The organism is Rugamonas sp. (assembly GCF_025354735.1).
In the GTDB taxonomy this organism is placed as follows: Bacteria; Pseudomonadota; Gammaproteobacteria; order Burkholderiales; family Burkholderiaceae_D; genus Rugamonas.
On the sequence record NZ_JANXMI010000037.1, the window covers coordinates 1 to 26,719 of the forward strand.

The window sequence follows — 26,719 nt, forward strand, 5'->3', positions numbered from 1 at the left end:
GTGCGCAACGGCGAACTGAAAGCGCCCATCGTCATCGGCCGCGACCACCTCGACACCGGCTCCGTCGCCAGCCCGAATCGCGAAACGGAAAGCATGAAGGACGGCACCGACGCCGTCTCCGACTGGCCGCTGCTGAACGCCCTGCTCAACACCGCCGGCGGCGCGACGTGGGTGTCGCTGCACCACGGCGGCGGCGTCGGCATGGGCTATTCGCAGCACTCCGGCGTGGTGATCGTGGCCGACGGCACGGACGCCGCCGCCAAGCGCCTGGCGCGGGTGCTGGTCAACGACAGCGCCTCGGGCGTGATGCGGCACGCCGACGCGGGATATGAGACGGCGGTGGCATGCGCCAAGCGCAACAAGCTCAATCTGCCCATGATTAAGTAATCGAGAAAGAATATATGACTCAACATGCAAACAAGGCCTGGACCCTGACACCGGGCGCGATGACGTTGGCCGATCTGCGCGCCGTGTGGATCGCGAGCGGCGCACTGACGCTGCACGCCGACGCCTATCCGGTCATCGAAGCGTCGGCCGCCGCCGTGCGCGCCATCGTCGCCAAGGGCGACGCGGCCTACGGCATCAACACCGGCTTCGGCCTGCTGGCCAAGACCCGCATCCCGGATGAAAAGCTGGAGCAGTTGCAGCGCAACCTGATCCTGTCGCACTCCGTCGGCACCGGCGCGCTGCTGAGCGATGAAGTGGTGCGCCTGATTATGCTGATGAAAATCGGCAGCCTGGCGCGCGGCTTTTCCGGCGTGCGTCCGCTGATTATCGACACCCTGATCGCCCTGTACAACGCCGGCATCATGCCGGCGATACCGGCCAAGGGATCGGTCGGCGCCTCGGGCGACCTGGCGCCGCTGTCGCACATGACGCTGGCCATCATGGGCGTGGGCGAGGTGCGCGTCGACGGCGTGATGATGGCGGCCACCGCCGCGCTCGAACAGGCCGGCATCGCGCCGGTGGTGCTGGCCGCGAAAGAGGGCCTGGCGCTCATCAACGGCACCCAGGTCTCGACCGGGCTGGCGCTGCATGGCCTGTTCATGGCCGAGCGCCTGCTGGAGGCGGGCATGGTCTCGGGCGCGCTGTCGCTGGACGCGGCTAAGGGCAGCGACGCGCCGTTCGACGCCCGCGTGCACGCGGTGCGCGGCCAGCCGGGCCAGATCGCCGCCGCCGCCATCTACCGCCAGCTCGTCAGCGACAGCGCGATCCGCGCCTCGCACCTGGTCGGCGACGAGCGCGTGCAAGACCCCTACTGCCTGCGCTGCCAGCCGCAGGTGATGGGCGCCTGCATGGACTTGATCGCCAACGCCTCGCGCACGCTGCTGATCGAAGCGAACGCCGTCACCGACAATCCGCTGATCTTCCAGAACGCCGACGGCGGCGGCGCCGCCGTCGTCTCGGGCGGGAACTTCCACGCCGAGCCGGTGGCCTTCGCGGCCGACACGCTGGCGCTGGCCATCGCCGAAATCGGCAGCATCTCCGAGCGCCGCATCGCGCTGCTGATCGACGCCACCTTGTCCGGCCTGCCGCCGTTCCTGGTCGGCGACCCGGGCGTCAATTCCGGCTTCATGATCGCCCACGTGACGGCGGCCGCGCTGGCGTCGGAAAACAAATCGCTGGCCCATCCGGCCAGCGTCGACAGCATCCCGACGTCGGCCAACCAGGAAGACCACGTCAGCATGGCGACGTTCGCGGCGCGCCGCCTGGACGATATGGCGCACAATACGGCTGTCATCGTCGGCATCGAATTGCTGGCGGCGGCGCAGGGCATCGACTTCCACCGGCCGTTGACAACATCGCCGCACCTGGAGCATGTGCACAGTCAGTTGCGCCGCCAGGTGCCGTTCTTCGACGCCGACCGCTTCTTCGCGCCGGACATCGAAGCGGCCAAGCAGATGGTGCTAAAGGGCGAGTTGAGCGCGGCGTGCAAGAGCGTGTTCGCGTCGCTGCATCCATAATAAGAGAGTGAGCGGCGCAATTCAGGAGGCGATCATGGATTTTCAATTCAAGGCAGGCACGATTCCATTGCTGGTGTCGATGCCGCATGTGGGCACCGAGATCCCGGACGATATCGCGGCGACGATGACGCCGGCCTCGCGCGAGAAGGCCGACACCGACTGGCATTTGACGCAGCTCTACGGCGATTTTCTGGCAGGGATGGGCGCATCGGTCCTGTCGGCGCGCTGGTCGCGCTACGTGATCGACTTGAACCGGCCGCCGGAAAACACCAATCTCTATCCGGGCCAGGACACGACGGGCCTGTGCCCGGTCGACACCTTCCACCGCGAGCCGCTGTATCTGGCGGGCCGCGCGCCCGATGAAGCGGAAGTCCAGCGACGCTTGCGGACTTACTGGAAGCCCTACCACGAGCAGCTGCGCGCCGAGCTGGATCGATTGTTGAGTACTCACGGATCGGTGGTGTTGTGGGACGCGCATTCGATCGCCTCCGTGGTGCCGCGCTTCTTCGACGGCAAGCTGCCGGACCTGAACTTCGGCACGGCCGACGGCGCCAGCTGCGCGCCGGCGCTGGGCCGGGCCATCGTCGACTGCGCGCTGGCGCAGGACCGCTACACGGTGGCCGTCAACGGCCGCTTCAAGGGCGGCCATATCACGCGCCATTACGGCAAGCCCGCCGCCAACGTCCACGCGATCCAGCTTGAGATGTGCCAGTCCACCTACATGAATGAGACGGCGCCGTTTGCGTATCGTCCCGACCTGGCGGCGCAGGTGCAAGGCTTGCTGGCGCAGATGACGCGGGCCGCCGCCGATTGGGCGCGGCGATGAGCGCTCAACTCTACGCCCGCCATGCGCTGCTGCCCGACGGCTGGCGCCGCGACGTGCTGCTGGAATGGGACGCCGACGGCAGCCTGACCGGCGTCACGGCCGACGTCAATGCCGCGGCGGCGGCCGGTGTCGAGGTGGCGCAGTACGCGCTGCCGGGCATGATTAATCTGCACTCGCACAGCTTCCAGCGCGCGCTCGGCGGCCGCACCGAAAAAGCCGGCGACGTCAAGGACAGCTTCTGGACCTGGCGCGATCTGATGTACCGCTTCGCCCGCAATATCACGCCCGATCACATCGAGGCGATCGCGGCGCAGCTGTTTTCCGAATGCCTGCGCCACGGTTACACGGCGCTGTGCGAATTCCACTACGTGCAGCGGGCGCCGGACGGCACCATGTATCCGCGTCCGGCCGAAACGGCGGAGCGCGTGATCAGCGCGGCGCGGCTGGCCGGCATCGGCATCACGATGCTGCCGGTGCTGTACAGTTATTCGGGCTTCGGCGAAAGCCCGCTCAAGCCCGAGCAGCACCGCTTCAAGACTAATCCGCAGGAGGTGCTGCGCATCGTCGAGGCGCTCGAACCGCTGCGCGATGCGCAGACCGAAGTGGGCGTGGCGCCGCATTCGCTGCGGGCGGCGTCGGTGGCGCAGATCAACGAGGTGCTGGTGACGCTGCCGGCCGATCGTCCGGTCCACATCCACATCGCCGAGCAGGAACAGGAAGTGGCGCAGTCGCTGAACTGGAGCGGACGCCGTCCGGTGCAATGGCTGCTCGACCAGGTCGACGTCGATCAGCGCTGGTGTTTGATCCACGCCACCCATCTGATGCGCGACGAAGTCGACGAGCTGGCGCGCACCGGCGCCGTGGCGGGGCTGTGCCCGACCACCGAGGCGAATCTGGGCGACGGCCTGTTCCCGCTGGAAGCCTACATGGCGGCGGGCGGGCGTTTCGGCATCGGCAGCGACAGCCACATTTCGCAAAGCGCGGTCGAGGAATTGCGCTGGCTCGAATACGGCCAGCGCCTCCAGCATCTGCGGCGTAATATCGCGGTATCGAAGGAGCAGCGCAACGTCGGCGATTTTTTGTGGCAGAGCGCCTTGCGGGGCGGGGCGCAGGCTTCGGGCCGTCCGCTCGGCGCGCTGGCGGTCGGCAAGCGCGCCGACGTGATCGTGCTCGATGACGACCACCCGAATCTGTATGGCGCGGCGCTCGATGAAGTGCTGGGCAGTTTTATCTTTAGCGGCAACGACAATCTGGTGCGCCACGTCATGGTCGGCGGCCGGTGGGTGGTCCGCGACCAACAGCATGTGGCGCAGCAGGCCATCGCCGCACGCTTCAAGCAGACCCTGGCCGAACTGAGGGAGTTCCGATGACCGCGCTGATACAGTATGCAAGCCTGCGCCCCGCGCCGTGGAAGAACGGCGGCGGCAGCACGACCGAAATCGCGCTTGAGCCCAAGGGCGCCGGCGCCGACCTGTTCGACTGGCGCGTCAGCCTGGCGACGATCGCGCAGAGCGGGCCGTTCTCGGTCTTCCCGGGCATCGACCGCACGCTGGCGCTGGTGGCCGGCGACGGCGTGCTGCTCGATTTCGGCGGCGAGCGTTTTGTGCTCGGCGCGGCCGACCCCATCATCGAATTTCCCGGCGAGGCGCAGGTGCACGCCACCGTCACCGATGGCGTGACCACCGACTTCAATGTGATGACGCGGCGCGGCCGCTGCCGCCACCGGCTCGAAGCGCGCATGGTGCGCGGCGTCGACGAGCTGCGCCGCCGCAGCGCCACCACGCTGGTCTTCCTGGCCGACGGCGAAAGCCTGACCGTCAGCAGCGCCAGCGAGCGTATCGCGCTGGTGCGCTACGACGCCGTGGTGCTCGAATCGGAAGACGTGTGGACGCTGGAAGCGGCGATGGCCACGGTGTTCGTGGTCGATATCATCAACCTGCCGGCGGAGCGGGAATGAGCGCCGCGTGGGATGTCCTGTTCACCAATGTGCACCTGGCGACGATGGCCGGCGCCGACGGTGACGGTGGCGATGGTGGCTATGGCGAAGTGCGCGACGGCGCCATCGCCGTCAAGGACGGCCGCATCGCGTGGCTCGGTCCACGCGCCGACGTGCCGCCGCAGCTGATCGATGCGGCCACCGTGGTGCACGACGGCGCCGGCCGCTGGCTCACGCCGGGACTGATAGACTGCCACACCCACATCGTCCACGCCGGCAATCGCAGCGACGAATTCGAGGCGCGCCTGAACGGCGCGACGTATGAGGATATCGCCAAGGCCGGCGGCGGCATCATGTCCACCGTGCGCGCCACCCGCGCGGCCAGCGAGGAGGAGCTGCTGCGACAGAGCCTGCCGCGCGTCGCCAGCCTGCTGGCGGAGGGCGTGACCACCATCGAAATCAAATCCGGCTACGGCCTGACCCTGGAAGCGGAGGCGAAGATGCTGCGCGTGGCGCGCCGCATCGGCGAGGTGCTGCCGGTCGGCGTGGCCACCACCTTCCTCGGCGCGCACGCGCTGCCGCCGGAATTCGCCGGCCGCGCCGACGACTACATCGCCGAGGTCTGCGCCATGATCGCGCCGCTGGCCGAGCAGGGACTGGCCGACGCCGTCGATGCCTTCTGCGAGCGCATCGGCTTTTCGTATGAACAGACCGGGCGCGTGTTCGCCGCCGCCCGCGCGCACGGCCTGCCGGTCAAGCTGCACGCGGAGCAGCTGTCCGACCAGCGCGGCGCGGAACTGGTGGCGCGCTTCGGCGGGCTGTCGGCCGACCATCTAGAACATCTGAGCGCCGCCGGCATCGCCGCCATGGCCGCCGCCGGCACCGTGGCCGTGCTGCTGCCCGGCGCCTACTACTTTTTGCGCGACACCACGCCGCCGCCGGTGGCCGCCTTGCGCGCGGCCGGCGTGGCGCTGGCCGTCGCCACCGACTGCAATCCCGGCACCTCGCCGATGACGTCACTGCTGCTGGCGATGAACATGGCCTGCACGCTGTGGCGCTTGACGCCGCGCGAGGCGCTGGCCGGCTGCACCATCCACGCCGCGCGCGCGCTGGGCCGCCAGCGCGACATCGGCAGCCTGGAAGTGGGCAAGCGCGCCGACTTCGCGCTGTGGCAGATCGCGCGGCCGGCCGATTTGTCGTACGCGATCGGCTTCAATCCCTGCAAGGGCGTGGTGAACGCGGGCGTGCTGCGGCGGGTTGGCGCCTAGCGTAAAAATACCGCGCCGCCGCGCGGCGGATCGGGTACATTATGATGGTTGTTTTTTCAGCCATACTTATTTTGTGCCAGGATCGTCATGCGCTTTATGCACGTTATGCCGTTGTCGTTAGTCGTGAAGTCTGTCGCCGCCGCTGTCTCGATGTGCTTCGGCGTTGTCGTTCTGGCGCAGGAACCGGCGCCGCTGCCGCCGGCGCCGCCCACTCCCGCGCCGCATGTGCCGGAGGCGCCGGCGGCCGTCACGCCGCAGCAGCAGGCCGCCGCGTTGTTGCCGGCCGCCTTGCAGGCGCTGGGTGCGCCCAAATCCTATCTCGAAGTGACGCGCGGCGCGACCCACCTGCCGGGATTTTTTTCGCTGTACCAGAAAGAGGAAAAGGTCTGGATCGAGCTGCGGCCCGACCAGTTCGACCATCCCTTTTTCATGTCCGTGAATATGTCGAACGGGATCGGCGAGCGTGGCATCTACGGCGGCCAGATGCTGGAGAGCCACGTGGTCTACTTCCACCGCCTCGGCAATCTGGTGCAGCTGATCGCCAAAAACACCGGGTACGGCGCCACGCCCGACACGCCGCAGGCGCTGCAAGTGGAACAGGCTTATTCGAATAGCCTGCTGGCGACGGCGACGGCGCCGGTGGCCAGCGGGCCGCAGGCGCACAATCACGCGGTGCTGGTCGAGGCCAACGCGCTGCTGTTCGGCGACATCCCCGGCATCGCCACGCGGCTGGAAGCGGCCTACCGCCTGCCGTTCGCCATCGACGCGCGCAACACCAGCTTCGCCAGCCTGCGCGCCGACGAGGCGATGACCGGCTTGCAGGTCAGCGCGCATTTTTCGGTGGCGAAGATCCCGGCGCCGCCGGCGCCCGCGGCGCTGCCGGCGTCGCCGCAAATGCCGTTGCTGCCGACGTTGCCGTCCACGCTGCCGGACCCGCGCAGCATGTTCCTCGGTTTTTATTACAGCTTCATGCCGCTGCCGGAACAGCTGATGCACCCGCGCGCGGCCGACGACCGCATCGGCCATTTCGTCACCACCGGCTACGACTACAGCGACGACCTGCATCCGTCGTCGGCGATCCACCTGGTCCATCGCTGGCGGCTGGAAAAGCTCGACCCGTCGTTGCCGCTGTCGGCGCCCAAACAGCCCATCGTCTATTGGCTGGACAAGAACATCCCCGAAAAATACCGGCAAGCGGTGAGCGAGGGCGTGCTGGCCTGGAACGCGGCGTTTGAAAAGATCGGCTTCAAGGACGCCATCGTCGTCAGGCAGCAAGCGGCGCAGGACCGCTTCGACACGCTCGATGCGCGCCACGCGTCGATCCGCTGGTTTATCGGCCGCGACGCCTCGTTCGCCATCGGACCGAGTCAGGTCGATCCGCGCAGCGGCGAGATACTCGACGCCGATATCGGCATGTCGGAACTCCTGGGCCGCAATGTGCGCCGCATCGCCGGCGAGGACCTGCCTCCCGCCACCACCGCCGCCATGGCGGCGCTGCCGCAATCGGCCGCCGCCGCGCGCTGCGACTATGCCATGGCGTCCGCGCAGGAATTCGATTTCGCCGCCGGCCTGCTGGAGGCGCGCGGCGACCTGGCGCCGGACTCGCCGCAGGCCGAGGCGCTGGCGCAGTCGTATGTGCGGGCCGTCATCATGCACGAAGTGGGGCACACGCTGGGACTGCGCCACAACTTCCGCGCATCGACCGTCTACACCGCGCGGCAGCTGGCCGATCCCGAGTTCACCAAACTGCATGGGCTGGCCGGATCGGTGATGGATTATGCGCCCTTCAACCTGGCGGCCAAGGGCGAGCGGCAGGGCGCTTATGTGCCGGCCGCGCCGGGGCCCTACGATGACTGGGCCATCGAGTACGCCTACGCGCCGCTGGTGCCGGAGCAGGAAAAAGAGCAGCTGGCGCGCATCGCGGCGCGCTCGAACGAGCCGCTGCTGGCGTTCGGCGACGACGGCGACGCGATGGGCAGCCTGTCCGATCCCGACGTCAACGCCTTCGATCTGGGCAGCGATCCGCTGGCCTACTTCCAGAAGCGGCTGACGATCTCGCGCGAATTGTGGGACCGTTTGCAAACGCGCCAGTTCAAGCCGGGCGACAGTTATGCATCGCTGCGCCGCAGTTTCGATGCCGGCTTCGGCCAGTTCGCGGGCATGGTGCCGGTGGTGGTCAAATACGTCGGCGGCGTGAGCTATGTGCGCGACCACGCCGGCACGGGCCGCGCCACGTTCACGCCGGTGCCGCTGGCGCGCCAGCGCGCGGCGCTGGCGATGCTGACCAATAATCTGTTCAAGGCCGACAGCTTCCGGTTCACGCCGGCGCTGGTGAGCCGCCTGGGCGCGGACCAATTCGGCGCCGGCGCGCGGGCCGACGTGTCGATCAACGCGCATGTGCTGTCGCTGCAGGCGGCGGCGCTGGCGCATCTGATGTCGGACCCGGTGGCGCTGCGCTTGCAGGACTCGCAGGAAAAAGCCGACGACGGCAAAAAAACGCTGGACCTCGACGAGCTGTATGGGACGCTGCAAGCGGCCATCTGGAGCGAACTGAAAACGGGGCGGAACATCAGCGGCATGCGGCGCAATTTGCAGCGCGAGCACCTGAAGCGGATCGAGGTGATCCTGCTGCATCCGACGGCGCAGACGCCGGCCGACGCGCGCAGTTTGCAGCGCGCCTACGCGCGGGAGCTGCTGCGCGATTTGCGCGCGGCGCTGCCGAGGGCGGGCAGCCGCGAAGTGAAGGCGCATCTGGATGAGTGTTTCGAGACACTGAACCAGGCGCTGCGCGCGTCGATGGTGCGGGCCATCGTGTAGCGCGTTTTTTTGCGCGGCCCGCGCGCGGCGGTCCGCGATGGTAAGCTGCCGCTTTATTCACTGAACCGGAGAGCGCGTGCGCACCACTGGCTATGCAGGATGGATGTGGGGTGCGCTGGCGGCGCTGCTGTGCGTTGCGGCGGGCGCGCAGGCGGCCGATGGCGACGGCGCCACGCTGCGCATCGGCTCCAAGCGGTTTACCGAGTCCTACATCCTCGGCGAGATTTTGACGCAGGCGGCGGCGCCGTTCGCGAAGGCCGAGCATCGTCAAGGCCTGGGCAACACCGCCATCGTGCTGGCCGCGCTGGAGGCGGGCAAGATCGACCTCTATCCCGAATATATCGGCACCATCGACCAGGAGATACTCAAGCATCCGAAGGCGGCGACGCTGGAGCAGATCCGGCGCGAGCTGGCGCCGCTGGGCCTGGGCGTGGCGGTGCCGCTGGGGTTCAACAACACGTATGCGCTGGCGATGCGCGGCGGTGCCGATGGCGCGCACACGCTGAGCGAACTGGCGGCGCTGCCGGCGCTGCGTTTCGGGCTGTCGCACGAATTCATCGGCCGCGCCGACGGCTGGCCGGGCCTGCGGCAGCGCTATGGCTTGCCGCAGCAGCCGCGCGGTCTCGATCACGGCATCGCGTACGAGGCGCTGGTCCAGCGCCAGGTCGACGTCATCGATATCTATTCGACCGATGCCAAGATCAAGCAGCTCGGACTGCGCGTGCTCGATGACGACCGCGCCTACTTCCCGCGCTACGACGCGGTGCTACTGTACCGGCTCGATGCGGCGACGCGCTTTCCGGCCGCGTGGCGCGCCATCGCGCAGCTCGAAGGCCGCATCAAGGCCGACGACATGATCGCGATGAACGCGGCCGCGGAAATCGACGGCAAGGGCTTCGCCGCCATCGCCCACGACTGGCTGGCGCGGCACGCGGCGGGGGCGGCGGCATCGTCATCGGCGCCGGCGGGCGCGCCGCGCGCCGGCTTGCTGGCGAAAATATTCGCGCCCGATTTATGGCCGCTGACGCGCCAGCATCTGACGCTGGTGCTGCTCGGCGTGGTGCTGGCCTGCGTCGCCGGGATTCCGCTGGGGGTGCTGGCGGCATATGCGCCGCGTTTGCGGCAGCCCTTGCTGGCGCTGGTCGGCGTGTTGCAGACGGTGCCGTCGCTGGCCTTGCTGGCGCTGCTCATTCCGCTGCTCGGCATGATAGGCACGGTGCCGGCGCTGGTGGCGCTGTTCGTCTATGCGCTGCTGCCGGTGGTGCGCAATACCTGCACCGGCATGTTGCAGGTGGCGCCCGGCCTGCGGCTGGCGGCGTCGGCGCTGGGGCTGCGGCCGTGGCAGCGGCTGGTGCACGTCGACGTGCCGCTGGCGCTGCCGGTGATACTGGCCGGCGTCAAGACGGCGGCCGTGATGAGCGTCGGCACGGCGACCATCGCGGCCTTCATCGGCGCCGGCGGCTACGGCGAGCGCATCACGATCGGGCTGGCGCTCAACGACAACGACATGCTGCTGGCCGGCGCGATTCCGGCGGCCGCGCTGGCGCTGCTGACGCAGGGCGGCTTCGAGCTGATGGAATGGCTGCTGCTGCGCCGCCCGCGCGGACGCGGTGCCGTATAACGGCGAGGGACTGGTGACGGCGACTACAGCGACAGCAGCTTGCTGCGCACTTCGCTCACTTCGCGATGGAGGATGCGCTCGGCGTGGATATCGTTTTCGCGCTGGGCCGCAATGACTTGCAGTTCGCGCGTGCAGCGGTCCAGCCGCGACCGCAGATAGGCCTTGTACAAGGTCGTGGCGAGGGGCCGGCGCTTAATCATGATGGGCTCCGCTGGATGATGGCGAGTCTCATTTTGTGATGGCGGCGACTTGGCGCCTTGCGCGACATCAAACTTCATCGAAAAAACGGCTTTGTGCGCGGTGGCCGCATCGTACATTTGAGGCAGCGCAAAACGGCGCTACTTTACGCGGGCAATATGCTTCTTTGGCCGACGATTCGGCATCGAGAGGAAGACCATGATTGCAGTTGTCGTTGCCGTGATAGCGATCAGCATCGCGACCACCTTGCTGGTACGCCTGGTGCGGCGGCGTCGCCGTGACGCCGCCACCGCGCCGGCCGGCGGGCCGCCCGAACAGGTCGGCATGCACGGCGCGCTGGTCGCGCGGCGACATTAGCAATGACATCAGCAATGACATCAGCCACATCGGGCCGATAGTGTTTGTAAAGGCTCTGTAAGGAAGTCTGATCGGGAGTAAGCAATTGTAAAGGGCCGGCATGGCGTCGACGCCCGCAATTATAGTGAGGCCGTTGATTCAACCTCCCTCCCCCTGACAAGGGTTAAGCCCACGCCGTGTTCATCCCGCGTGGGATTTTTTTTGCCCTCAGCCCTGGCGCCCGCTGGACAAATGCAGCAGCGCCTCGCCGGTGACGCGGCAGATGCGCCAGTCCGGCAGCAGGTCGGCGCCCACGCCCTGGTAAAACTTGATCGCGTTTTCGTTCCAGTCCAGCACCGACCATTCGAAGCGGCCGCAGTTGCGCGCCACCGCCAGCTGCGCCAGCGCCACCAGCATCTGCTTGCCGTAGCCCTTGCCGCGGCAGGCTTGCTTGACGTACAAATCTTCCAGGTACAAACCTTTGCGGCACAGGAAGGTCGAGAAGTTGTGGAAGAACAGCGCGAAGGTGACGACGGCGCCGTCCTCCTCGCCGACGATGGCTTCGCAGCCCGGATGGTCGCCGAACAGGCCCTCGTGCAGCATCGCCGCGTTGGCGACGACCAGGTGTTCGAGTTTTTCAAACACGGCCAGTTCGTGGATCATGCCGAAGATGGCGGCCACGTCGGCCGGGCCGGCCGGGCGTATCGTCAGTGCGGGTGTGCTCATGTGCGCGTCGCTATATTTTTCAGGGGAGTAAGGGCGGCCGGCTTGGGCGCTTCCGCCTTGAGCGCCCAGGCCACGCTGGACAGGCACAATACCATGCCCAGCCATTCGATGGCGGCGGGCCGGAAGTGTTCCAGCCGGATCGACAGCAGCACCGAAATCACCGGCGTGACGACGCCGATATACACGGCCTTCTGCGAGCCGATGCGGTCGATCAGCGTGAAGTAGGCGTTGAAGGCGATCACCGAGCCGAACAGCGACAGGTAGAGCAGGCCGCCCCAGTAGCTGGGCCTGGTCGGCATGACGAAGGCCTGTCCGCTCAGCAACACCCAGGCCGCGACCGCCAGCGTGCCCCACAACATGGCCCAGGCCATCGTCAGCAACACATTCGAGGCCTGCTGCCGCACCTTGACCACCAGCACGTTGCCGGCCGAACTGGCCATCGTCGCCACCAGCGCCAGCGCCAGGCCCAGCAGGAAGTGGCCGCTGCCGCCGGCCCGCAGCTCTTGCCACGCGCCCGCGATCGACGGCAGGAACAGCAGGCTGACGCCGGCCGTCGCCACCGCCGCCGCGCTCCACGTGCGCCACGTCAGCGGCGTGCCGAACACCATGCGGTTGCCGATCGGATTCCAGAACACCATCAGCGCGAACAGCACGGCGACCAGGCCGGACACGAGGTATTGCTCGGAGGTATAAGTGCAGATATAGCTGAGGCCGAAGGTGGCGAAGCCCTGGACCATCAGCCAGCGCTGGGTCCGCCACGGCAGGCGCAGCGTGTCGCCGCGCAGCTTGCACCAGGCGAACAGCGCCACCGAGGCCAGGCCGAAGCGGTACACCACCGACACGGCCGGCGGCACCTCGCCCAGTTCGAGTGTGATGGCAAAGAAAGTGGAGCCCCAGATCAGGCAGGCGGTGATGAACAGGATGGGCGAGGACATCGCCCCAGTATACGAGACTTGCCGCACCTTGCCTACCGGCTACTTTTGTCGGATTGCGACAACGGGGCGTTGACGCGGCGCAGCAGGTTCAGAAATGCGCTGTATTTTGTAGAAATTACAAGTATTATTCAAATATTAATTATCTAAAACACAAAGGAGGTCGTATGAGCACCTCGCTGCAAATCAAGATCATATCGCTGCTGGGCTACATCGTCCTCAGCACCGCGCTCGTGGTGTGGGCCGACGACGGCGCGCCGCCGGTGCCTTGTGTGTGTTCGATGGCCGCGCAAAAGTAAGCGGCGTTTCCTCAATAGGCGACGTTCAGGCGCCGATACAAAAATCCCAGCACGAACAGCGGCCCGATCAGCAGAAAGCGCAGGTCGTCGAAGAACGACGGCTTCTTGCCCTCGATTTTGTGGCCGATGAACTGGCCGACCCAGGCCAGCACGAAAATGGCCAGCGACAGCGGCAGCACGGTCGGCGGCGGCAGCGCCGCCAGCAGCCCCAGCATCGCCGCCGACATCAGCAGCATGCCCAGCGCGAACGGCCGTGACAGCCTGAAGTAATACCACAGCGACGCCACACTGACGGCCACGGCCGCCAGCGGATGGATGGCCCACGCCAGGCCCAGCAGCGTGAACACGATCACCTGCACGCAGACAAAGTGGATGACCTCGTTGGTCGAGTTCAAATGGCTGGCGCTGTATTGCGCCAGCAGCGTATCGATGGTTCTCGGTTCGGACATGGCGTGGTCTCCTGCGGTTTTTATGGTGTTGGGCGCGACGCTTAAATTCTACACCGGAAAAATCGCCGCCCCATCCGTTAAAATGCGCCATGCCGACCGCCACCGTATGCAGAATTTACCGATGACTAAACCATTGAATGCCGACGATACAGCGGAGCCTCTTGCACGCAAGCGATGTTTCGACGCCGTTGTCGACGGCTCGACTCGTCTATTGGTGCTGGGGAGTTTGCCGGGCGAAAAGTCTCTGGCTTTGCAAGAATACTATGGCAATCGGCAGAATCGATTCTGGGTGTTAATGTCGGAAGTGCTGGACATCGATCTGGTGCAGCTCGATTACGCCGCGCGCCTCGCAACGCTGCTGGAACGGTCGGTCGGCCTGTGGGACGTGGTTGCCGACGCCCATCGCGCCGGTAGTCTGGATAGCCGTATCCGCAACCGCAATGACAACGACTTGCTCGCCTTGCTTGTCGACTTGCCGCATCTGACGACCATCGCCTTTAATGGCGGGACCGCGGCCCGGCTCGGTCTAAAGGTGCTGGGCCAGCACGCGGAGCGCTACCGTATCGTCCAGCTGCCATCGAGCAGCCCAGCCTACACCCTGCCGTATGCCGAGAAATCGCGTCTGTGGCAGGTGCTGCGTGGATATTGACGGAGTGCCATCTGTGGCGTATCCGGAAAATGGTCCACGCCGTTGACCGTAATAATCGGGAACAGATCGGCGGGTAGCGCCAGCGCTGAAAACCCGGTCAGGGTACGTAAGGGAGTCACGATCCGGCTCGCCAGTCCACTGATGACATTGCTTTGCACCTCAATAAGAAAAGGAATGCTTTCCATTTTCTTGCCGGGATTGCTGTAGATGTCGAAACGCGCCATTAGAAAGCGCGCCATTCCTGTAGCGCCACGCCTTCCGCTTCCGTCAGGCTGTTGTACGCCGCGATGAAGTCGGCATGCCGTTCATTCCACTGCTGTTCCTTGCGCGCCTGTATCTCCTCACGCAATCGTTGCTCGCAAGCTTGCGAAATGTTGATACCAAGCTTTTTTGCGTCCAAGTACACGTCCATGGTCAGGCTGATGTTGGTGGTTTTCTTGGGCGGCATTTTTATTGCATTTTAGGTAATGTTTGCGGATTTCATGTTAACTCCGATGCATCGTATCCGTGGGAGGGCCTGTGCATGGTACGCGCGCACCATGATGATGGGCGCCGAGGTTCAATTGGAAGGATGTCAAATTAACCAAATAACTATGTGCAGAGGCCGATTTTTTTGATGTTGATCGACAAACTGAAATCGCACGTTTCAGTCCACGATTTCAACACTGGTGATTGAGCCATATCACATTACAAATCATTCGTTACCGCTGGCTCACAGGGTGGGTCGGTTTCTTGGGACCGTTGCTTTTCGCCTTTTATCTGTTGTCCAAGACTTCAGCGGCCATGACGCAAACGATGGACCGGGTCATTGCTCTGCTCGAATACATGATTCAGTCCAAAAAATAAGTCTGGACGCCGCACTGACGCGTAACTGTTCGGTATCCGTCGCCGCGCCGCATCGACAAGCCCGCCGCTTTCCTCTATGATTTCCCGGCGCCGGCACGGGGCGGGCGACGACGGGAAGTGGCACAGCATGGACATGCAGATCGCACTGGAACACCATCGCGCCGGCCGGCTGGCCAAGGCGGTGCAGATTTACCAGCGCATACTGGAAGCCGATCCGGCCAACGCCGACGCGCTGCATCTGATGGGGAACGCGGCCTGTCTGCTGGGCGACGCCGACCTGGCCGTCGCGCTGATCGGCGCGGCGCTCGGGCAGCGGCCGGCCAGCGTCGGCTATCTGCTGTCGCTGGCGATGGCCTACCGCGCGCAGTCGCGGCACGATCTGGCCCTGGCCTGCTACGACGAGGTGCTGGCGCTGGCGCCGGACAGCGCGCCGGCCTATTTCGGCATCGGCAATACGCGCCAGGCGATGGATCAGCCGCAGCTCGCGCGCGACAGCTTCGCCCACGCGCTGGCGCTCGATCCGGCGCTGGTCGAGGCGCGCTACAACCTGGCCAATCTCGAAAAATCGCTGGGCCGGCACGAGGCGGCGATCGCGCATTACCGGCTGGCGATCGCGGCGCGTCCCGACTTCGCCGACGCCCACCACAATCTGGCCAGCGCCTTGCAGGCCCTGGGCCGCTTCGACGAGGCGCTGGCCGGCTACGAGCTGGCCTTGCCGGGCAAGCTGCCCGAGACCCACAACAATATCGGCAATATCCACTACGAACGGGGCCAGTTCGCGCCGGCGCTGGCGGCTTATCGGCTGGCCTTGCAGATCCAGCCGCAGTACGCCGAAGCGGTCAACAACATGGGCAACGCGCTGCGCCAGCTGGGCCGCGATGACGATGCCGTCGCCGCCTTCGAGAGCGCGCTGCAGCTGGTGCCCGACTACGCCGCAGCGCACCTGAGCCTCGGCTCCCTGCTGATGGCGCGCGGCCTGCTCGACGACGCCGGCCGCCATTACACGGCCGCCTTGCCGGGCGCGCCGGCGCCGGCGCATTTTCATCTGGGGCTGTTGAACGACCGGCGCGGCGACCTGCCCGCCGCCCGCGCCAGCTTCGCGCAGGCCGTCGACCGCCGCGCCGATTACGTCGACGCCATCTACAATCTCGGCGTGGTCGAAGGCCGGCTGCTGCATCCGGCGGACGCCGAGCGCTGCTACCGGCAGGTGCTGGCGCTGGCGCCCGACCATGTCGACGCGCACATCAACCTGTCGGCGATCCTGATCGACACCGAGCGCCGCGACGAAGGGCGCGGGCATCTCGACCTGGCCTACACGCAGCAGAATGTGTTCACCCACCTGACGGCCGGGGCCCGCCGCACGGTGCTGATACTGTTCGACGCCGGCAAGGGCAATATGAACCTCAGCTATCTGTTCCAGCGCCGCAGCAACAACATCATCGACTGGATGATCGCTTACGCCGACGACCAGCAGGCTGGCCGGCTGCCGCATTACGACCTGGCGTTCAACGCCATGGGCGACCCCGATCTGACGGCCGACACGGTGGAACCGGTGCAGCGCTTCCTCGACGTTTGCCGCGCCCCGCTGCTCAATCATCCGGCGCTGGTGGCGCGCACGGCGCGCGATTTTTTGCCGGCGCTGCTGCGCGACATCGACCATCTGCTGATCCCCGCCGTGTGGCGCTACGCCGGTCCGCAGGAGTGGCCGGACGCCATGGCCGGGCAGCTGCCGCTGTTGATACGGCCGATTTATTCGCATGGCGGCGTGGGACTGACACTGGTCCACACGGCCGCGGAACTGGCGCTGTCGCGGGCGCAGCAAGCGGGCCCGGTGTATGTGTCGCGCTATGTCGACTACCGCTCGGCCGACGGCTGGTTCCGCAAATACCGGATGATCTTCATCGACCGCCAGCCCTATCCCTATCATCTGGCGATCTCGCCGAACTGGATGGTCCACTACTACAACGCGGGCATGGAGTCGCAGTTGTGGAAGCTGGAGGAAGAGAAGCGCTTTCTGGCCGATCCTGCGCAGGTGCTGGGCGCGGCAGGCATGGCGGCCATCGCGGCGATCGGCGCGCGCATGGACCTCGATTACGCCGGCATCGACTTCACGCTGCTGTCCGATGGCCGCATCCTCGTGTTCGAGGCCAATCCGACGATGCTGGCGCATCCCGAAGATCCGTCCGGACCGGTGGCGCACAAAAACGTCACGACGCAGCGCATCTTCGACGCCTTCGAGGACTTGCTGGCGCGGCGCAGCGGCGCCTGAGTGGCGCATGAGCGCCAGTGGCGCGGCGCCGGCAAGGCCGTCCCGATTCGGCGATAATGGCGGGTGCCGGTATTGTGAATAACGGTGTAAACGGTATAAACAATTTAAATAATTACGATGCGCGGTGGCTGCGCGCATGAACTGGAATCGACGATGCAGCAATTTGAAAAAACCATGGCGCGCATACTGCTGTTGAACGGCGGCCTGACCTTGCTGGTGGTGCTGGGCATCATCGGCCCGCCGCAGCAGATCAATGAGTTCGGCATTCTGCTGGCGGCCGCGCTGCTGGGCATTTTGTCGGCCGTGCTGGCGCTGCGCGGCCGCGTGATCGGCTGGTGGGGCGCGCTGGTGTATTACGGCTTGCAGCTGTTTTCGTATTATCCGATGGAGGAGGGCGGCTTGCAGTTCGCCGTCAAGGCCGGCGTCAGCTACAGCCTCGATTTCCACCTGAGCCACGGCATCTTCCTCGTCAACCTGATCGCGCTGGCCTTCATCGCCACGACGGCGGTGATATTGCGGCGCCGTTTCAAGCAGGCCGGCGCCGCGCCGAATACGGCGGCCGGAAAATAACACGCCGTCCCCGCAAGATGCCGGGGACGGCGCGTCAACGCCAGCTACGAAGGGCGGCGCTTAGTTGCCGGCGCCCGGCATCACCTGCACCGCCACGCCCGAATACATGGCCGGCGCATGGAACACGCGCTGGGTCGCCTTCTGGAAGTCCTCCGGCCTGGCGCTCGGGATGTCCATGAAGCGCTGCGGATTCAAGTCCACCAGCGGGAACCAGGAACTCTGCACCTGCACCATGATGCGGTGGCCGCGTCGGAAAGTGTGGTTGATGTCGCTCATGCTGTAGTCGACCGCTTCCACCTTGCCCGGCTCGAACGGCTCCGGGTGCTCGAAGCTGTGACGGAATTTGCCGCGCAGCGGATCGCCGCGCACCAGCTGCTGGTAGCCGGCCAGGTTCAGCGTCGGCGGCGGCACGTCCGCGCCTTTTTCCTCGTCGCCGACGGCCGATGGATAGTCGGGCGGATAAACGTCGATCAGCTTGACGACCCAGTCGGCGTCGGTGCCGGTGGTCGACACGAACAGCTTGGGCGAGACCGGGCCGGCCAGCGTCACGTCTTCCTCCAGCGGCTCGCTGCGGTAGGTCAGCACGTCGGGACGGCTGGAGGCGAAGCGCTGGTCGCCGACCATGTATTCCTTGGGCGCGCCGATCGCGGGGTAGGACGTGAACGGCACCGGCTTGGCCGGATCGGCCACATATTCGTCGTACTGGGCGGCGCCGGCGGCCGGCTGCCGCCAGCCCAGCGTGCCGTTCGGGCCGAAGTACAGCGTGCGCGCCTTGGCCTGTTGTGGCGGCCACGCCGGGTAGGTGCGCCAGACGTTGCTGCCGGTGTCAAACGCGTACACGGCCGGCATGGCGGCGTCGGCCTTGCCCTTGAGGTTGTTCTCGAAGAAGGGGAACAGTATCTTGCCGCGGAAATGCTCGCCGGTCTTGGCGTCGAACTTGACGTAGCCGAGGCTGGCGCCGTCGTTGCGGCCCCAGGCGCCGTGCGACCACGGTCCCATCACCAGGCCGTTGTAGATGCCGGGGTTGTTGCGCGCGATGCTGTGGTAGGTCTGGAACGGGCCGCTCAAGTCTTCGGCGTCGAACCAGCCGCCGACGGTCAGCACGGCGGCGTGGATGTTTTTCAGGTGCGGCGCGATATTGCGTATTTGCCAGAACTGGTCGTAAGTGGAATGGACGATGGTCGGCATCAGCAGCGTGCGCTGCTCGGCCGTCAGGGTGGCCGTGATGTTGGCCAGCGTCTGGTGCGACAGGAAGAATTCGTAGCCGTCGCCGCTGCCGTAGTCGAAATTGTTCCCGGTCTTGGGCAGCGGCGTCGGATTTTTCTGCTCGGTGTAGGCGGCGTAGAAATCGAAGTTCGCCGCCAGCATGAAGGCGCCGCCGTGGTAGGAATCGTCGTTCATGTACAGGTCGGTGACCGGCGCTTCCGGCGACGCGGCCTTGATCGCCGGGTGCGAATCGATGATGCTGGCCGAGGTGTAGAAGCCGGGATAGGAGGTGCCGTAGATGCCGACCTTGCCGTTGTTGCCGGCCACGTGCTTGAGCAGCCAGTCGACGCTGTCGTGCATGTCCTCGCTCTCGTTGCCTTCGCCCTGGGCGCGCTGCGGGTTGACGTGCGGCGTCATCTCCTGCCACTTGCCTTCGGACATGAAGCGGCCGCGCACGTCCTGCTTGACGAAGATGTAGCCGGCCTGCTCGAACTCGGGCGAGGGGCCGATGGCGCTCGGGTAGAAATCCACGCCGTAGTGCAGCTCGCCGGCCGCGTTGACGCCGGCGCTGTAGGGCGTGCGCTGCATCAGGAAGGGATAGGTTTTGCTGCCATCCTTGGGCACGTAGACCACGGTGAACAGGCGCACGCCGTCGCGCATCGGGATGCGGAATTCGTATTTGGTGTAGTGCTCGCGCAGATTGTAGGCGGACGGTTCGGCGGCGGGCGCGTTGGCGGCGGTTTCGGCGTGGGCGGTGTTGGCGGCGTGGGCCGTTTGGCCGGCGGCGCCCATCAGGCACAGCGACGCCGACAGCGCCAGCGCGGTCAGGCGGGTGTTGAACAAACTCATGGATTCCTTCATCGTCGACAAGGGGCCGGGCCGCCGCTCCAGCGCGGCGGTCCCGGCGCATAGTGTAATCGGATACAGGAAGCGAACACAACGCGCAGCCGTGCTTATTTGTGTGCTTGTTACGGGCCTGCCCGCGTGCTTATCTGCGCGCTTACTTTGCCCTCACTGGCGCGCGCGGGTGCGCGCCTCGACGGCTTTCAGATGGTCGAGCTTGGCCGCGTACAGGTCGTGGTCGCTGCGCGCCGTGCTGTTTTCCAGCGCCAGTTTCATATGCTTGTCGGCGTCGTCGAGGTCGCCCGTCATATAGGACGCGGCCGCCATCCAGAAGTGGAACTCGTGATAGTAGGGATCGCGCGCCAGCTCGCGCGCGAACAGGCTGCGGGCGCGCGCGTAGTCGTGCTGGGCCATCGCCGCGCGGCCCAGGTTGAAGAAGTAGAACGGTGGATGGGGCTCCAGCCGGGCCAGTTCGTCGATCAGCACCTGCGCTTCGAGCGGACGGTTCATGTCGCGCAGCGCCTGCGCCAGGTTGAACATCACCACCGTGTTGCCCGGCACTTGCTGGTGGGCGTAGCGCAGCACGCGCTCGGCGGCGGCGACGTCGCCGTGGTGCTGGTAGATCACGCCGAGCGTGTTGTAGGCGTTCATGAAGCCGCTGTCGTAGGCGATGGCCTTGCGGGCGTACCAGTAGGCGTCGTCGATCTTGCCGTTCACCATGGACTCGGCCGCGCGGTTGTTCAGATACATGGCGACGATGGTGTTTTCCTCGATCGGCAGCGCGCGCTGGTGGCGCATGTCTTCCGGCGGCAGGAAGTCTATCGTCATGAATTCGGTGGCGTCATAGGCGGCGAGGTGGGCCTTGGGCTTGCCCAGCGTCAGATTGACGTGGCCGCTCGAAAAATACAGATTGCCGCTGCGGCTCCAGCTGTCGTCCACCACCACGCTCTGGAAATGCACGCTGAGGTTGAGCTCGCGCGCCAGCGCCGCCGTCATGATGACCAGCGACAGGCAGTTGCCGGCGCGGGCGTCGAAGGCCTGGGCGGCGTTGCGCGTCATGGTCGACTCGTATTCGAGCTGGAGCTGGCCCTTGCTGTAGAGCGCGTCGAACAGCGCTTGCTGTAGCGCCTTGTCCTGCTGCTTGTGCAGCACTTGCTGCGCGTACTGCTTCATTTCCGGCGTCAGCGTGAAAATGTCGGCGGCGCTGATGGGTGCCGACGGCGGGCCGAAGCGCTGGTCCTGGAACAGCGCGGGGTCGGCCGGCGGCAGCACGCGTTCGCTGGCGCAACCGGCCAGGGTCAACAGGGCGAAAAATGCGATGGCCCAGGATTTCATGATGCGTCTCCTTAACGGTACCCGCTTACGGCACCCGCTTACGGCGCCCGTTGCCGGCTGGCCGTCGCTGCGGAGAAGCTGTGCCTGCGCCGCGTCAGGCAGCGGTGTCTGATGGCAGCCGCATAATGAAAGTATCCTCGGCAAAACAGCGGCTGTCAAACGGCAAATAAGCGGCGGGCCGTGGAATGGCTGGCGACCGCGGTTTAGCCGCCGCCGCGACCGCGGTCTAGCCGCCGCCGCAACAGCGGTTTGGCCCGCCTTATTGCGCCAGCGCCCGCACTTCCAGCGGCTGGCCCTTGGCGTCGAAGCGCAGCGCCACCGACAGCCGTTCGACGCCGATGGTCGACAGCGCGTCGCGCACGTCGGCCACTTCCAGCTCGAGGTCGGCGGCCAGGTCGAGCGCCTTGTCGCACGAGGCCAGCGGCGCGGCATGGCCGTCGGCGTACAGTTGCACGCGCAGCACGATGTCGCCGCCGGTGTCGGCCGGACCGACGATGGCCGACAAGGCCTGCGCCTGGCCGCCGTGCGCCTGCGCGGCCTGGGTCAGTTCGGCCATCATTTGCAGTGTGGCGTATTCAGCCATGCCCTGTTCCTTGGCGCCGTAGAACAGGTCCTGGTACAGGAAATTCAATTCCAGCGCGCGCTGTTGGCCGAGGCAGCGCGCCAGCAGCGGCGCGGCCTGCACGGTCCACGCTTGATAACGTTCCATGCGCTCGGCGAAATAGGCGTCGGCGGCGGCCTCGTCGTCTGGCACGTGATAAAAGGGATCGTCCTCGCGCTTGAGGGCGAAGCCGAGCAGGAAGCGCAGTTCGACGGCGGCGTCGCCGGCGGCGAAGGCGGTCTCGGACCAGCCGCTGAAGCTGCCCTCGAGCGCCGGCGTCGGCAGCAGTTTTTTATCGGTCATCGACGCCGCCGCCTCGCGCACCATGGCGTGCAGGTGGCCGTAGGCGATGCTGTCGATTTCCTTCAGGTCGTAGGCGTGGCGGATCAGCACCACCTTGGCCTTGGCGCTTTCCAGTTGCGCCGTCTGCAGGCTGGCGACCAGCGCCTCGAACGCGTCCTGGTCCTGGAAGTCGTCGTCGGCGCGCAGGCCGCCGTCGCTGTGCACGAACAGCGGTATGGCGAAGGCGTTGACTTCCAGCACAGGCGCGTTGTCGCGCCGCAGCAGCACCGTCGCCGCCGCCTCTTCGACGGCCGCGCGCAGGAACTGGTAGGCGCCGACATCCTCGAACTTGGCTTGCTCGATGGCGCCGTACAGCACCTCGTCCTTTTGCTGGTTGAGCAGCTTGCGCACCAGTTTGTGGAATTCGGCGTCCTTGGCGCGCAGCTCGTCGCTCAGCTCGGCGCTGTCTTCCTGTTCCGCCAGGTCCAGCGCCAGCGCGCACAGCGCCAGCGTGGTCTGGTCGTCTTTTTGTTCCGGAGAGTCGGCCGATTTGCGTGGCACAGGGCGTTTATTTTTTGGCATGGTTTTTTCTATGGTCGGCCGACGGCCACGCGCCCTTGGGCGCCGCGGCCGCCGCCATCAATGTTCGAGGTGGAAGGTTTCGTGCAGTTCGTCGAGCAGGTCGGCGGTTTCGTCGGGCGACAGGCCCAGGTGGCGGCAAGCCCGTTCACCGCCTTTTTCCCACTCCAGCGAAACGTGGTTGCCATGGTAGCGCTGTATGCCTTTTTCGGCCAGCACCGATAGCGCTACCAGCGAGCGCACGGCGTCGTCGGTGGCGTCGTCGTCGAGCACGCGGTAGTCGTGGTGGTGCAGAATCGCCCACGACACGTCCGGCGACAAGCCCCAGTTGCGCGCCAGCAGGCAGCCGATGGCGGCGTGGTTGGTGCTGTGGCGGGCGTCCTCGACGGCGGTGAAGACGGCGTCGGCGTCGTTGCTGGCGTCGGCGAAGGTGGCGGCGTAGTCGGGGAAGCGGGTCATCAGCAGCGGCACGCCGATGTCGCAGAACAGGCCGAAGGTGTGGGCGATGTCGGGCGGGGCGATGCGCAGCTTGTGCGAGGTGAACACCAGCGCCTGGGCGCGCCGGGCCGACATGTCCCAGAACGCGCTCAAGTCGTTTTCATTGCCTTCGATGGCGGCCCGCGCGAGCAGGCCCGTCAACAACGCCGCGCACTGGTTGATGCCGAGGAAGTTGATGGCCTGCTCGACCGACTTGGCCTTGCGCGCGGCGCCGAAATAGGGCGAGTTGGCCAGCTTGAGCAGCGCGCCCGACATGCCGACGTCGTTGCCGATGATGCGGGCGATGCGGCGCGGCGACGGATCGGTCAGCGCCAGCTCACGTTGCAGGTCGACCAGCAGGCTGGGGCGCGGCGGGATGCGGATCGAACGCATCAGCGCGTCTTCCACCGCGTTGTCAACTGGCTGGGCTGGGGCTGCTACTGTCGTCATGTCGGATCTTCAGGGAGGGGCGGAAATGGCGCGCGGCGGCGGCCGCCGTCGGTATTGCGCATGCGCTCGATTATCGCCGCTTCCGGCATTTCCCTGCGAAAATTTAACGGGAAATTGTGCGCTTGCAGCAATATTTTGTCGCTAATTTTCCGCGGCGGCCGCGATTCGATAATCAATTGTTACCGTTATCGGGCAAGCTTGCCAGGAAGGCAGGATCGTGGGCCGGTCTTGCGGATATTGATTACAATCGGCGTCATGAGCCTTGATTTGAGCACCACTTTTGCCGCCATCGATTTTTCCGCGCCGTCGGACGAGGTGGCGCGCCGGCTGATCGGCGTCACCGTGCTGGTCGGCGGCGTCGGCGGGCGCATCGTCGAGACCGAAGCCTACGACGCCAGCGATGCCGCCTCCCACAGTTTCAAGGGGCCGACGCCGCGCAACTTCGCCATGTTCGGGCCGCCGGGGCGCAGTTATGTGTACCGGTCCTACGGCATGCACTGGTGCTTGAATTTTGTGTGCCGCGAGCCCGATCATGGCGCCGGCGTGTTGATACGCGCCATCGAGCCGACTGCCGGCATCGAACTGATGCGCGAGCGGCGCGGATTGGATGCGCTCAAGCTGCTGTGTTCGGGGCCGGGGCGGCTGTGCCAGGCGCTCGGGGTCAGCGCGGCGCTGAACAACTGGCCGTTGGATCGGGCGCCGTTCGAGTTGATCGCGCGGGAGGAGGAGGTGGAAGTGGTCAGCGGCGCGCGCATCGGTATTTCGAAGGCGGTGGCGATGCCGTGGCGCTTTGGATGGGCGGGGTCGGCGTTTTTGAGCAAGCCGTTTCGCGGGTGACGGCGGCGGAACTGGGGGCCAAGCCCACTTCCGCCTCACCTCAGCCCCAGCGCGAGCGGGGCGTGCGCTCCGGCGGCAGCGCGGGGCGCATCGCGCTGGTGGCGGCGCGGCGCTCGGCGGCGCTGCCGGCGGCATCGGCGCCGTCCTTGCGCGGCGGCGCCGTCCGCGCCGCCGGCGTTTCGTCGATCTTGAACACCGACACCGCCCGCGACAGCTTGACCGTCTGGTCCTGCAAGCTTTCGGCGGCCGCCGCCGCCTGCTCGACCAGCGCCGCGTTCTGCTGCGTGACGTCGTCCATCTGGCCGACCGCCTGGTTGACTTCGGCGATGCCCTGGGCCTGCTCGGCGCTGGCCACGCTGATGCGGCCGATGACGTCGTTCACTTGCCGCACCGAGGCGACGATGTCGCCCATGCTGCTGCCGGCCTGGTGCACCGAGGCGCTGCCGCTGTCGATGGTGGCGACCGAGGCCGCGATCAGGGTCTTGATTTCGCGCGCGGCGGCGGCCGAGCGCTGCGCCAGCGTGCGCACCTCGGCGGCGACGACGGCGAAGCCGCGGCCCTGCTCGCCGGCGCGGGCCGCTTCGACGGCCGCGTTCAGCGCCAGGATGTTGGTCTGGAAGGAGATGCCATCGATGACGCCGATGATGTCGACGATCTTGCGCGAGCTGGCGCGGATGGTGTCCATGGTTAGCACCGCCTGGTCGACGGCGGCGCCGCCGCGCACCGCCAGCGCCGACGCGCTGGCCGCCAGCTCGCAAGCCTGGCGCGCGTTGGCGGCGTTGTCCTTGACGGCCAGGGTCAGGTTTTCCATCGCGCTGGCGGTCTGTTCGAGCGAGCCGGCCTGCATCTCGGTGCGGGTCGACAGGTCCAGGTTGCCGCTGGCGATTTCGTGCGAGGCGACGTCGATCGAGCGCACCGACGCCAGGATGGTGCGCAGCGTCTGGTTCAAATTGGCGATGGTCTGGTCCAGCACGCGCGACGTCTCGGCGATTTCGTCGCGGCCCTCGTTGCGGCGCCCGTGCGTCAGGCGGCCTGCCGCCAGCCCGACGACGGCGTCGGCGATGGCGCGGATGTCGCGCAACATGGCCGTCCGCACCAGCATCGTCACCGCCAGCGACAGCGCGATCGACAGCAGCAGCAGCGCCGCCATCGTCAGGCCCCGGGTGTGGAATTCGGCCACGGCGCCGGCGTGGGCCTGCTCGCTGAGGCGCTTTTCCAGGGCCGCCAGCTGGGCCAGCTGTTCGTTGAGGACGACGAACTGTTTTTCCGCCTTGGCCATGGAATTGGTGGCGATGGACTGGTCCATCTGCGCCAGGTCGATGGTGTCGAGCACCGCCTTGCGGTAGGCCGCCAGCGACTGCATCGAGGCCTCGACGATGCGCCGTTCGGCCGGGTCGGACACCGCCGCCAGCGCCGTCAGGGCCGCTTCGATGGCGCCGTGGCGGGCCTTGATCTGGCCGATCAGCGCGTCCAGCCTGGCCTGCGCGAAGCTGCCGTTGACCCAGGCCAGCAGCTGGTAGATATTGGCGTGGGCGTACTTGGTGTCGCCGGCCACGTCGGCCGCCGCCTTCAGGCGCGCGGCGCGCACCTGCACCAGGTTTTCCAGCGACGCGTTCTGGCGCACCATGCCGTAATAGGCGCTGGCCGAGGTGACGACCAGCAAGATCAGCACCAGTCCCGGCGCCAGCAACAGTTTAGGACCGATACGCAATTTCTTCAGCATGGTGGAACTCCGTCGACGAAGGGGCGGTAGGCGCTTATTTTTTATAGATGCCCGCTTCAAGCACGACGTCGCCGACGCGCAGGATGTAGGTGGTCTTCGGCTCGATCTTGCCGGTGTTTGGATTCTTGTACTGATAATCGACCCAGCCCTTGCCCTGCTTCTGCGCCAGCTCGATGATTTCGCGCCGGTAGCGCTTGCCCGACGCGTCCGGCACGTCCGTCAAATCCTTGCCGACGATGGAGGGGTTGAACGGATGGGCCAGCACGATGCCGCTGTGCAGGTCGCGCATGTCGACGTAGAGCGCGCCCTGGACGAAATCGGGGTCCTTGGCGGCCAGGCGCTTCATCATCTCGTCCTTGCCGTGGGCCTTGATGAAGGCGGCGCCGCGCTCGGCCATGGCGATGGCGTCTTTTTCGTTCGGTTCGGTGGCGGCGCCGGCGGCGATGGCGAGCGTGCAGCACAGCAGGGTGGCTAGGCGTTTCATGGTGGCTATCCTCGGTTGTCTGACTGGACGGAAATTGTTTCCCGTGCGCATGAGGTAATTTACGCCGACGCCGCCGGTCGGAATTGCGATAGCGCAAGTGCGCGGCAGCGCGGCGGCCGCCGGCCGGTGTTGCATCAAGTACTTATTCCCAAACGAAACATTTCCTTGTGGAAGTTGATATACGGCAACCCAGAGA

Annotated in this window: 25 protein-coding genes and 1 pseudogene; 14 read left to right on the plus strand and 12 right to left on the minus strand. The window is 66.2% G+C overall.

The annotated features are described in order from the left end of the window. The 8 genes and pseudogenes from Q0S71_RS03250 to Q0S71_RS03285 form a co-directional block, all read left to right on the plus strand. Nucleotides 1-387 (plus strand): annotated as a pseudogene (locus Q0S71_RS03250) (urocanate hydratase); the annotation flags it as partial. 14 nt (nt 388-401) lie between these two features. Next, nucleotides 402-1,964 carry a histidine ammonia-lyase gene (gene hutH / locus Q0S71_RS03255; protein WP_295991248.1) on the plus strand — a complete coding sequence of 521 codons (1,563 nt, stop codon included), beginning with the start codon at nt 402-404 and terminating at the stop codon, nt 1,962-1,964. Between the two features lie 34 nt (nt 1,965-1,998). Beyond that, complete coding sequence (gene hutG, locus Q0S71_RS03260) at nt 1,999-2,790, plus strand: N-formylglutamate deformylase (protein WP_295991251.1); 792 nt, start codon at nt 1,999-2,001, stop codon at nt 2,788-2,790. Further along, the gene (locus tag Q0S71_RS03265) at nt 2,787-4,160 is read left to right on the plus strand and encodes a formimidoylglutamate deiminase (RefSeq protein ID WP_295991254.1); all 1,374 of its coding nucleotides are present in this window, start codon (nt 2,787-2,789) and stop codon (nt 4,158-4,160) included. Before hutG ends, Q0S71_RS03265 begins: the two co-directional genes overlap by 4 nt. Then, the gene (locus Q0S71_RS03270) at nt 4,157-4,747 is read left to right on the plus strand and encodes a HutD family protein (RefSeq protein ID WP_295991257.1); all 591 of its coding nucleotides are present in this window, start codon (nt 4,157-4,159) and stop codon (nt 4,745-4,747) included. The genes Q0S71_RS03265 and Q0S71_RS03270 overlap by 4 nt, the downstream gene beginning before the upstream one ends. Next, nucleotides 4,744-5,994 carry an imidazolonepropionase gene (gene hutI, locus Q0S71_RS03275; protein ID WP_295991260.1) on the plus strand — a complete coding sequence of 417 codons (1,251 nt, stop codon included), beginning with the start codon at nt 4,744-4,746 and terminating at the stop codon, nt 5,992-5,994. Before Q0S71_RS03270 ends, hutI begins: the two co-directional genes overlap by 4 nt. Before the next feature lie 123 nt (nt 5,995-6,117). Further along, nucleotides 6,118-8,811: a zinc-dependent metalloprotease gene (locus Q0S71_RS03280; RefSeq protein ID WP_295991263.1), complete on the plus strand. Its 2,694-nt coding sequence runs from the start codon at nt 6,118-6,120 to the stop codon at nt 8,809-8,811. A gap of 103 nt (nt 8,812-8,914) precedes the next feature. Then, a complete protein-coding gene (locus Q0S71_RS03285) occupies nt 8,915-10,432 on the plus strand; it encodes a glycine betaine ABC transporter substrate-binding protein (RefSeq protein WP_295991331.1) in 1,518 nt (505 codons plus the stop codon). A 23-nt stretch (nt 10,433-10,455) separates the two neighbouring features. On the opposite strand, the gene Q0S71_RS03290 is transcribed toward Q0S71_RS03285, so the two are convergent. Further along, nucleotides 10,456-10,632: a hypothetical protein gene (locus Q0S71_RS03290; RefSeq protein ID WP_295991267.1), complete on the minus strand. Its 177-nt coding sequence runs from the start codon at nt 10,630-10,632 to the stop codon at nt 10,456-10,458. Between the two features lie 196 nt (nt 10,633-10,828). On the opposite strand from Q0S71_RS03290, the gene Q0S71_RS03295 reads away from it, so the two are divergent. Beyond that, complete coding sequence (locus Q0S71_RS03295; RefSeq protein WP_295991270.1) at nt 10,829-10,987, plus strand: hypothetical protein; 159 nt, start codon at nt 10,829-10,831, stop codon at nt 10,985-10,987. A gap of 207 nt (nt 10,988-11,194) precedes the next feature. On the opposite strand, the gene Q0S71_RS03300 is transcribed toward Q0S71_RS03295, so the two are convergent. After that, complete coding sequence (locus tag Q0S71_RS03300) at nt 11,195-11,692, minus strand: GNAT family N-acetyltransferase (RefSeq protein WP_295991273.1); 498 nt, start codon at nt 11,690-11,692, stop codon at nt 11,195-11,197. Then, nucleotides 11,689-12,627 carry an EamA family transporter gene (locus tag Q0S71_RS03305; RefSeq protein ID WP_295991275.1) on the minus strand — a complete coding sequence of 313 codons (939 nt, stop codon included), beginning with the start codon at nt 12,625-12,627 and terminating at the stop codon, nt 11,689-11,691. Before Q0S71_RS03305 ends, Q0S71_RS03300 begins: the two co-directional genes overlap by 4 nt. Before the next feature lie 164 nt (nt 12,628-12,791). Between Q0S71_RS03305 and Q0S71_RS03310 the strand changes: the two genes are divergently transcribed. After that, nucleotides 12,792-12,923: a hypothetical protein gene (locus tag Q0S71_RS03310; protein WP_295991277.1), complete on the plus strand. Its 132-nt coding sequence runs from the start codon at nt 12,792-12,794 to the stop codon at nt 12,921-12,923. An 11-nt stretch (nt 12,924-12,934) separates the two neighbouring features. Here the strand turns inward: Q0S71_RS03310 and Q0S71_RS03315 are convergent, their stop codons facing one another. Then, nucleotides 12,935-13,372 carry a DUF962 domain-containing protein gene (locus Q0S71_RS03315; protein WP_295991279.1) on the minus strand — a complete coding sequence of 146 codons (438 nt, stop codon included), beginning with the start codon at nt 13,370-13,372 and terminating at the stop codon, nt 12,935-12,937. A gap of 121 nt (nt 13,373-13,493) precedes the next feature. Here Q0S71_RS03315 and Q0S71_RS03320 point away from each other — a divergent pair, with 121 nt between their 5' ends. Further along, nucleotides 13,494-14,021 (plus strand): DNA-deoxyinosine glycosylase, encoded by a 528-nt coding sequence (locus Q0S71_RS03320; RefSeq protein ID WP_295991335.1) that lies wholly within the window; start codon nt 13,494-13,496, stop codon nt 14,019-14,021. Here Q0S71_RS03320 and Q0S71_RS03325 read toward each other — a convergent pair. Next, entirely contained in the window at nt 13,964-14,245 is a 282-nt protein-coding gene (locus Q0S71_RS03325; protein ID WP_295991281.1) for a CcdB family protein, read from the minus strand. The genes Q0S71_RS03320 and Q0S71_RS03325 overlap by 58 nt on opposite strands. Continuing rightward, nucleotides 14,245-14,469: a type II toxin-antitoxin system CcdA family antitoxin gene (locus Q0S71_RS03330; RefSeq protein WP_295991283.1), complete on the minus strand. Its 225-nt coding sequence runs from the start codon at nt 14,467-14,469 to the stop codon at nt 14,245-14,247. The genes Q0S71_RS03325 and Q0S71_RS03330 overlap by 1 nt, the downstream gene beginning before the upstream one ends. A 531-nt stretch (nt 14,470-15,000) precedes the next feature. Here Q0S71_RS03330 and Q0S71_RS03335 point away from each other — a divergent pair. Then, nucleotides 15,001-17,136: a tetratricopeptide repeat protein gene (locus tag Q0S71_RS03335; protein WP_295991286.1), complete on the plus strand. Its 2,136-nt coding sequence runs from the start codon at nt 15,001-15,003 to the stop codon at nt 17,134-17,136. Nucleotides 17,137-17,289: 153 nt separating this feature from the next. Next, nucleotides 17,290-17,706: a hypothetical protein gene (locus Q0S71_RS03340; RefSeq protein WP_295991289.1), complete on the plus strand. Its 417-nt coding sequence runs from the start codon at nt 17,290-17,292 to the stop codon at nt 17,704-17,706. Between the two features lie 60 nt (nt 17,707-17,766). On the opposite strand, the gene Q0S71_RS03345 is transcribed toward Q0S71_RS03340, so the two are convergent. The 4 genes from Q0S71_RS03345 to Q0S71_RS03360 all read right to left on the minus strand — a co-directional run bounded on the left by Q0S71_RS03345 (nt 17,767) and on the right by Q0S71_RS03360 (nt 23,479). Continuing rightward, entirely contained in the window at nt 17,767-19,761 is a 1,995-nt protein-coding gene (locus Q0S71_RS03345; RefSeq protein WP_295991292.1) for a CocE/NonD family hydrolase, read from the minus strand. Between the two features lie 162 nt (nt 19,762-19,923). Further along, complete coding sequence (locus tag Q0S71_RS03350) at nt 19,924-21,090, minus strand: tetratricopeptide repeat protein (RefSeq protein ID WP_295991295.1); 1,167 nt, start codon at nt 21,088-21,090, stop codon at nt 19,924-19,926. Nucleotides 21,091-21,349: 259 nt separating this feature from the next. Further along, complete coding sequence (locus Q0S71_RS03355; RefSeq protein ID WP_367185270.1) at nt 21,350-22,534, minus strand: DUF2863 family protein; 1,185 nt, start codon at nt 22,532-22,534, stop codon at nt 21,350-21,352. 78 nt (nt 22,535-22,612) lie between these two features. Next, complete coding sequence (locus Q0S71_RS03360; RefSeq protein ID WP_295991303.1) at nt 22,613-23,479, minus strand: HDOD domain-containing protein; 867 nt, start codon at nt 23,477-23,479, stop codon at nt 22,613-22,615. A 255-nt stretch (nt 23,480-23,734) separates the two neighbouring features. On the opposite strand from Q0S71_RS03360, the gene Q0S71_RS03365 reads away from it, so the two are divergent. Continuing rightward, nucleotides 23,735-24,316 (plus strand): DNA-3-methyladenine glycosylase, encoded by a 582-nt coding sequence (locus Q0S71_RS03365; protein WP_295991305.1) that lies wholly within the window; start codon nt 23,735-23,737, stop codon nt 24,314-24,316. 40 nt (nt 24,317-24,356) lie between these two features. On the opposite strand, the gene Q0S71_RS03370 is transcribed toward Q0S71_RS03365, so the two are convergent. Together Q0S71_RS03370 and Q0S71_RS03375 are read right to left on the minus strand one after the other, a co-directional pair. After that, nucleotides 24,357-26,039, minus strand: a complete 1,683-nt coding sequence (locus Q0S71_RS03370; protein ID WP_295991309.1) for a methyl-accepting chemotaxis protein — start codon at nt 26,037-26,039, stop codon at nt 24,357-24,359. A gap of 34 nt (nt 26,040-26,073) precedes the next feature. Then, nucleotides 26,074-26,523 carry a cache domain-containing protein gene (locus Q0S71_RS03375; protein WP_295991311.1) on the minus strand — a complete coding sequence of 150 codons (450 nt, stop codon included), beginning with the start codon at nt 26,521-26,523 and terminating at the stop codon, nt 26,074-26,076. Nucleotides 26,524-26,719 lie beyond the last annotated feature (196 nt).

Coding starts and splice junctions, on each gene's coding strand:
- Q0S71_RS03295 (WP_295991270.1), top strand. CDS start 10,829: ATGATTGCAGTTGTCGTTGCCGTGATAGCGATCAGCATCGCGACCACC.
- Q0S71_RS03375 (WP_295991311.1), bottom strand. CDS start 26,523: ATGAAACGCCTAGCCACCCTGCTGTGCTGCACGCTCGCCATCGCCGCC.
- Q0S71_RS03335 (WP_295991286.1), top strand. CDS start 15,001: ATGCAGATCGCACTGGAACACCATCGCGCCGGCCGGCTGGCCAAGGCG.
- Q0S71_RS03320 (WP_295991335.1), top strand. CDS start 13,494: ATGACTAAACCATTGAATGCCGACGATACAGCGGAGCCTCTTGCACGC.
- Q0S71_RS03325 (WP_295991281.1), bottom strand. CDS start 14,245: ATGGCGCGTTTCGACATCTACAGCAATCCCGGCAAGAAAATGGAAAGC.
- Q0S71_RS03310 (WP_295991277.1), top strand. CDS start 12,792: ATGAGCACCTCGCTGCAAATCAAGATCATATCGCTGCTGGGCTACATC.
- Q0S71_RS03290 (WP_295991267.1), bottom strand. CDS start 10,632: ATGATTAAGCGCCGGCCCCTCGCCACGACCTTGTACAAGGCCTATCTG.
- Q0S71_RS03300 (WP_295991273.1), bottom strand. CDS start 11,692: ATGAGCACACCCGCACTGACGATACGCCCGGCCGGCCCGGCCGACGTG.
- Q0S71_RS03270 (WP_295991257.1), top strand. CDS start 4,157: ATGACCGCGCTGATACAGTATGCAAGCCTGCGCCCCGCGCCGTGGAAG.
- Q0S71_RS03330 (WP_295991283.1), bottom strand. CDS start 14,469: ATGCCGCCCAAGAAAACCACCAACATCAGCCTGACCATGGACGTGTAC.
- Q0S71_RS03365 (WP_295991305.1), top strand. CDS start 23,735: ATGAGCCTTGATTTGAGCACCACTTTTGCCGCCATCGATTTTTCCGCG.
- Q0S71_RS03360 (WP_295991303.1), bottom strand. CDS start 23,479: ATGACGACAGTAGCAGCCCCAGCCCAGCCAGTTGACAACGCGGTGGAA.
- Q0S71_RS03370 (WP_295991309.1), bottom strand. CDS start 26,039: ATGCTGAAGAAATTGCGTATCGGTCCTAAACTGTTGCTGGCGCCGGGA.
- Q0S71_RS03315 (WP_295991279.1), bottom strand. CDS start 13,372: ATGTCCGAACCGAGAACCATCGATACGCTGCTGGCGCAATACAGCGCC.
- Q0S71_RS03285 (WP_295991331.1), top strand. CDS start 8,915: ATGTGGGGTGCGCTGGCGGCGCTGCTGTGCGTTGCGGCGGGCGCGCAG.
- Q0S71_RS03350 (WP_295991295.1), bottom strand. CDS start 21,090: ATGAAATCCTGGGCCATCGCATTTTTCGCCCTGTTGACCCTGGCCGGT.
- Q0S71_RS03305 (WP_295991275.1), bottom strand. CDS start 12,627: ATGTCCTCGCCCATCCTGTTCATCACCGCCTGCCTGATCTGGGGCTCC.
- Q0S71_RS03345 (WP_295991292.1), bottom strand. CDS start 19,761: ATGAGTTTGTTCAACACCCGCCTGACCGCGCTGGCGCTGTCGGCGTCG.
- Q0S71_RS03265 (WP_295991254.1), top strand. CDS start 2,787: ATGAGCGCTCAACTCTACGCCCGCCATGCGCTGCTGCCCGACGGCTGG.
- hutI (WP_295991260.1), top strand. CDS start 4,744: ATGAGCGCCGCGTGGGATGTCCTGTTCACCAATGTGCACCTGGCGACG.
- hutG (WP_295991251.1), top strand. CDS start 1,999: ATGGATTTTCAATTCAAGGCAGGCACGATTCCATTGCTGGTGTCGATG.
- Q0S71_RS03340 (WP_295991289.1), top strand. CDS start 17,290: ATGCAGCAATTTGAAAAAACCATGGCGCGCATACTGCTGTTGAACGGC.
- hutH (WP_295991248.1), top strand. CDS start 402: ATGACTCAACATGCAAACAAGGCCTGGACCCTGACACCGGGCGCGATG.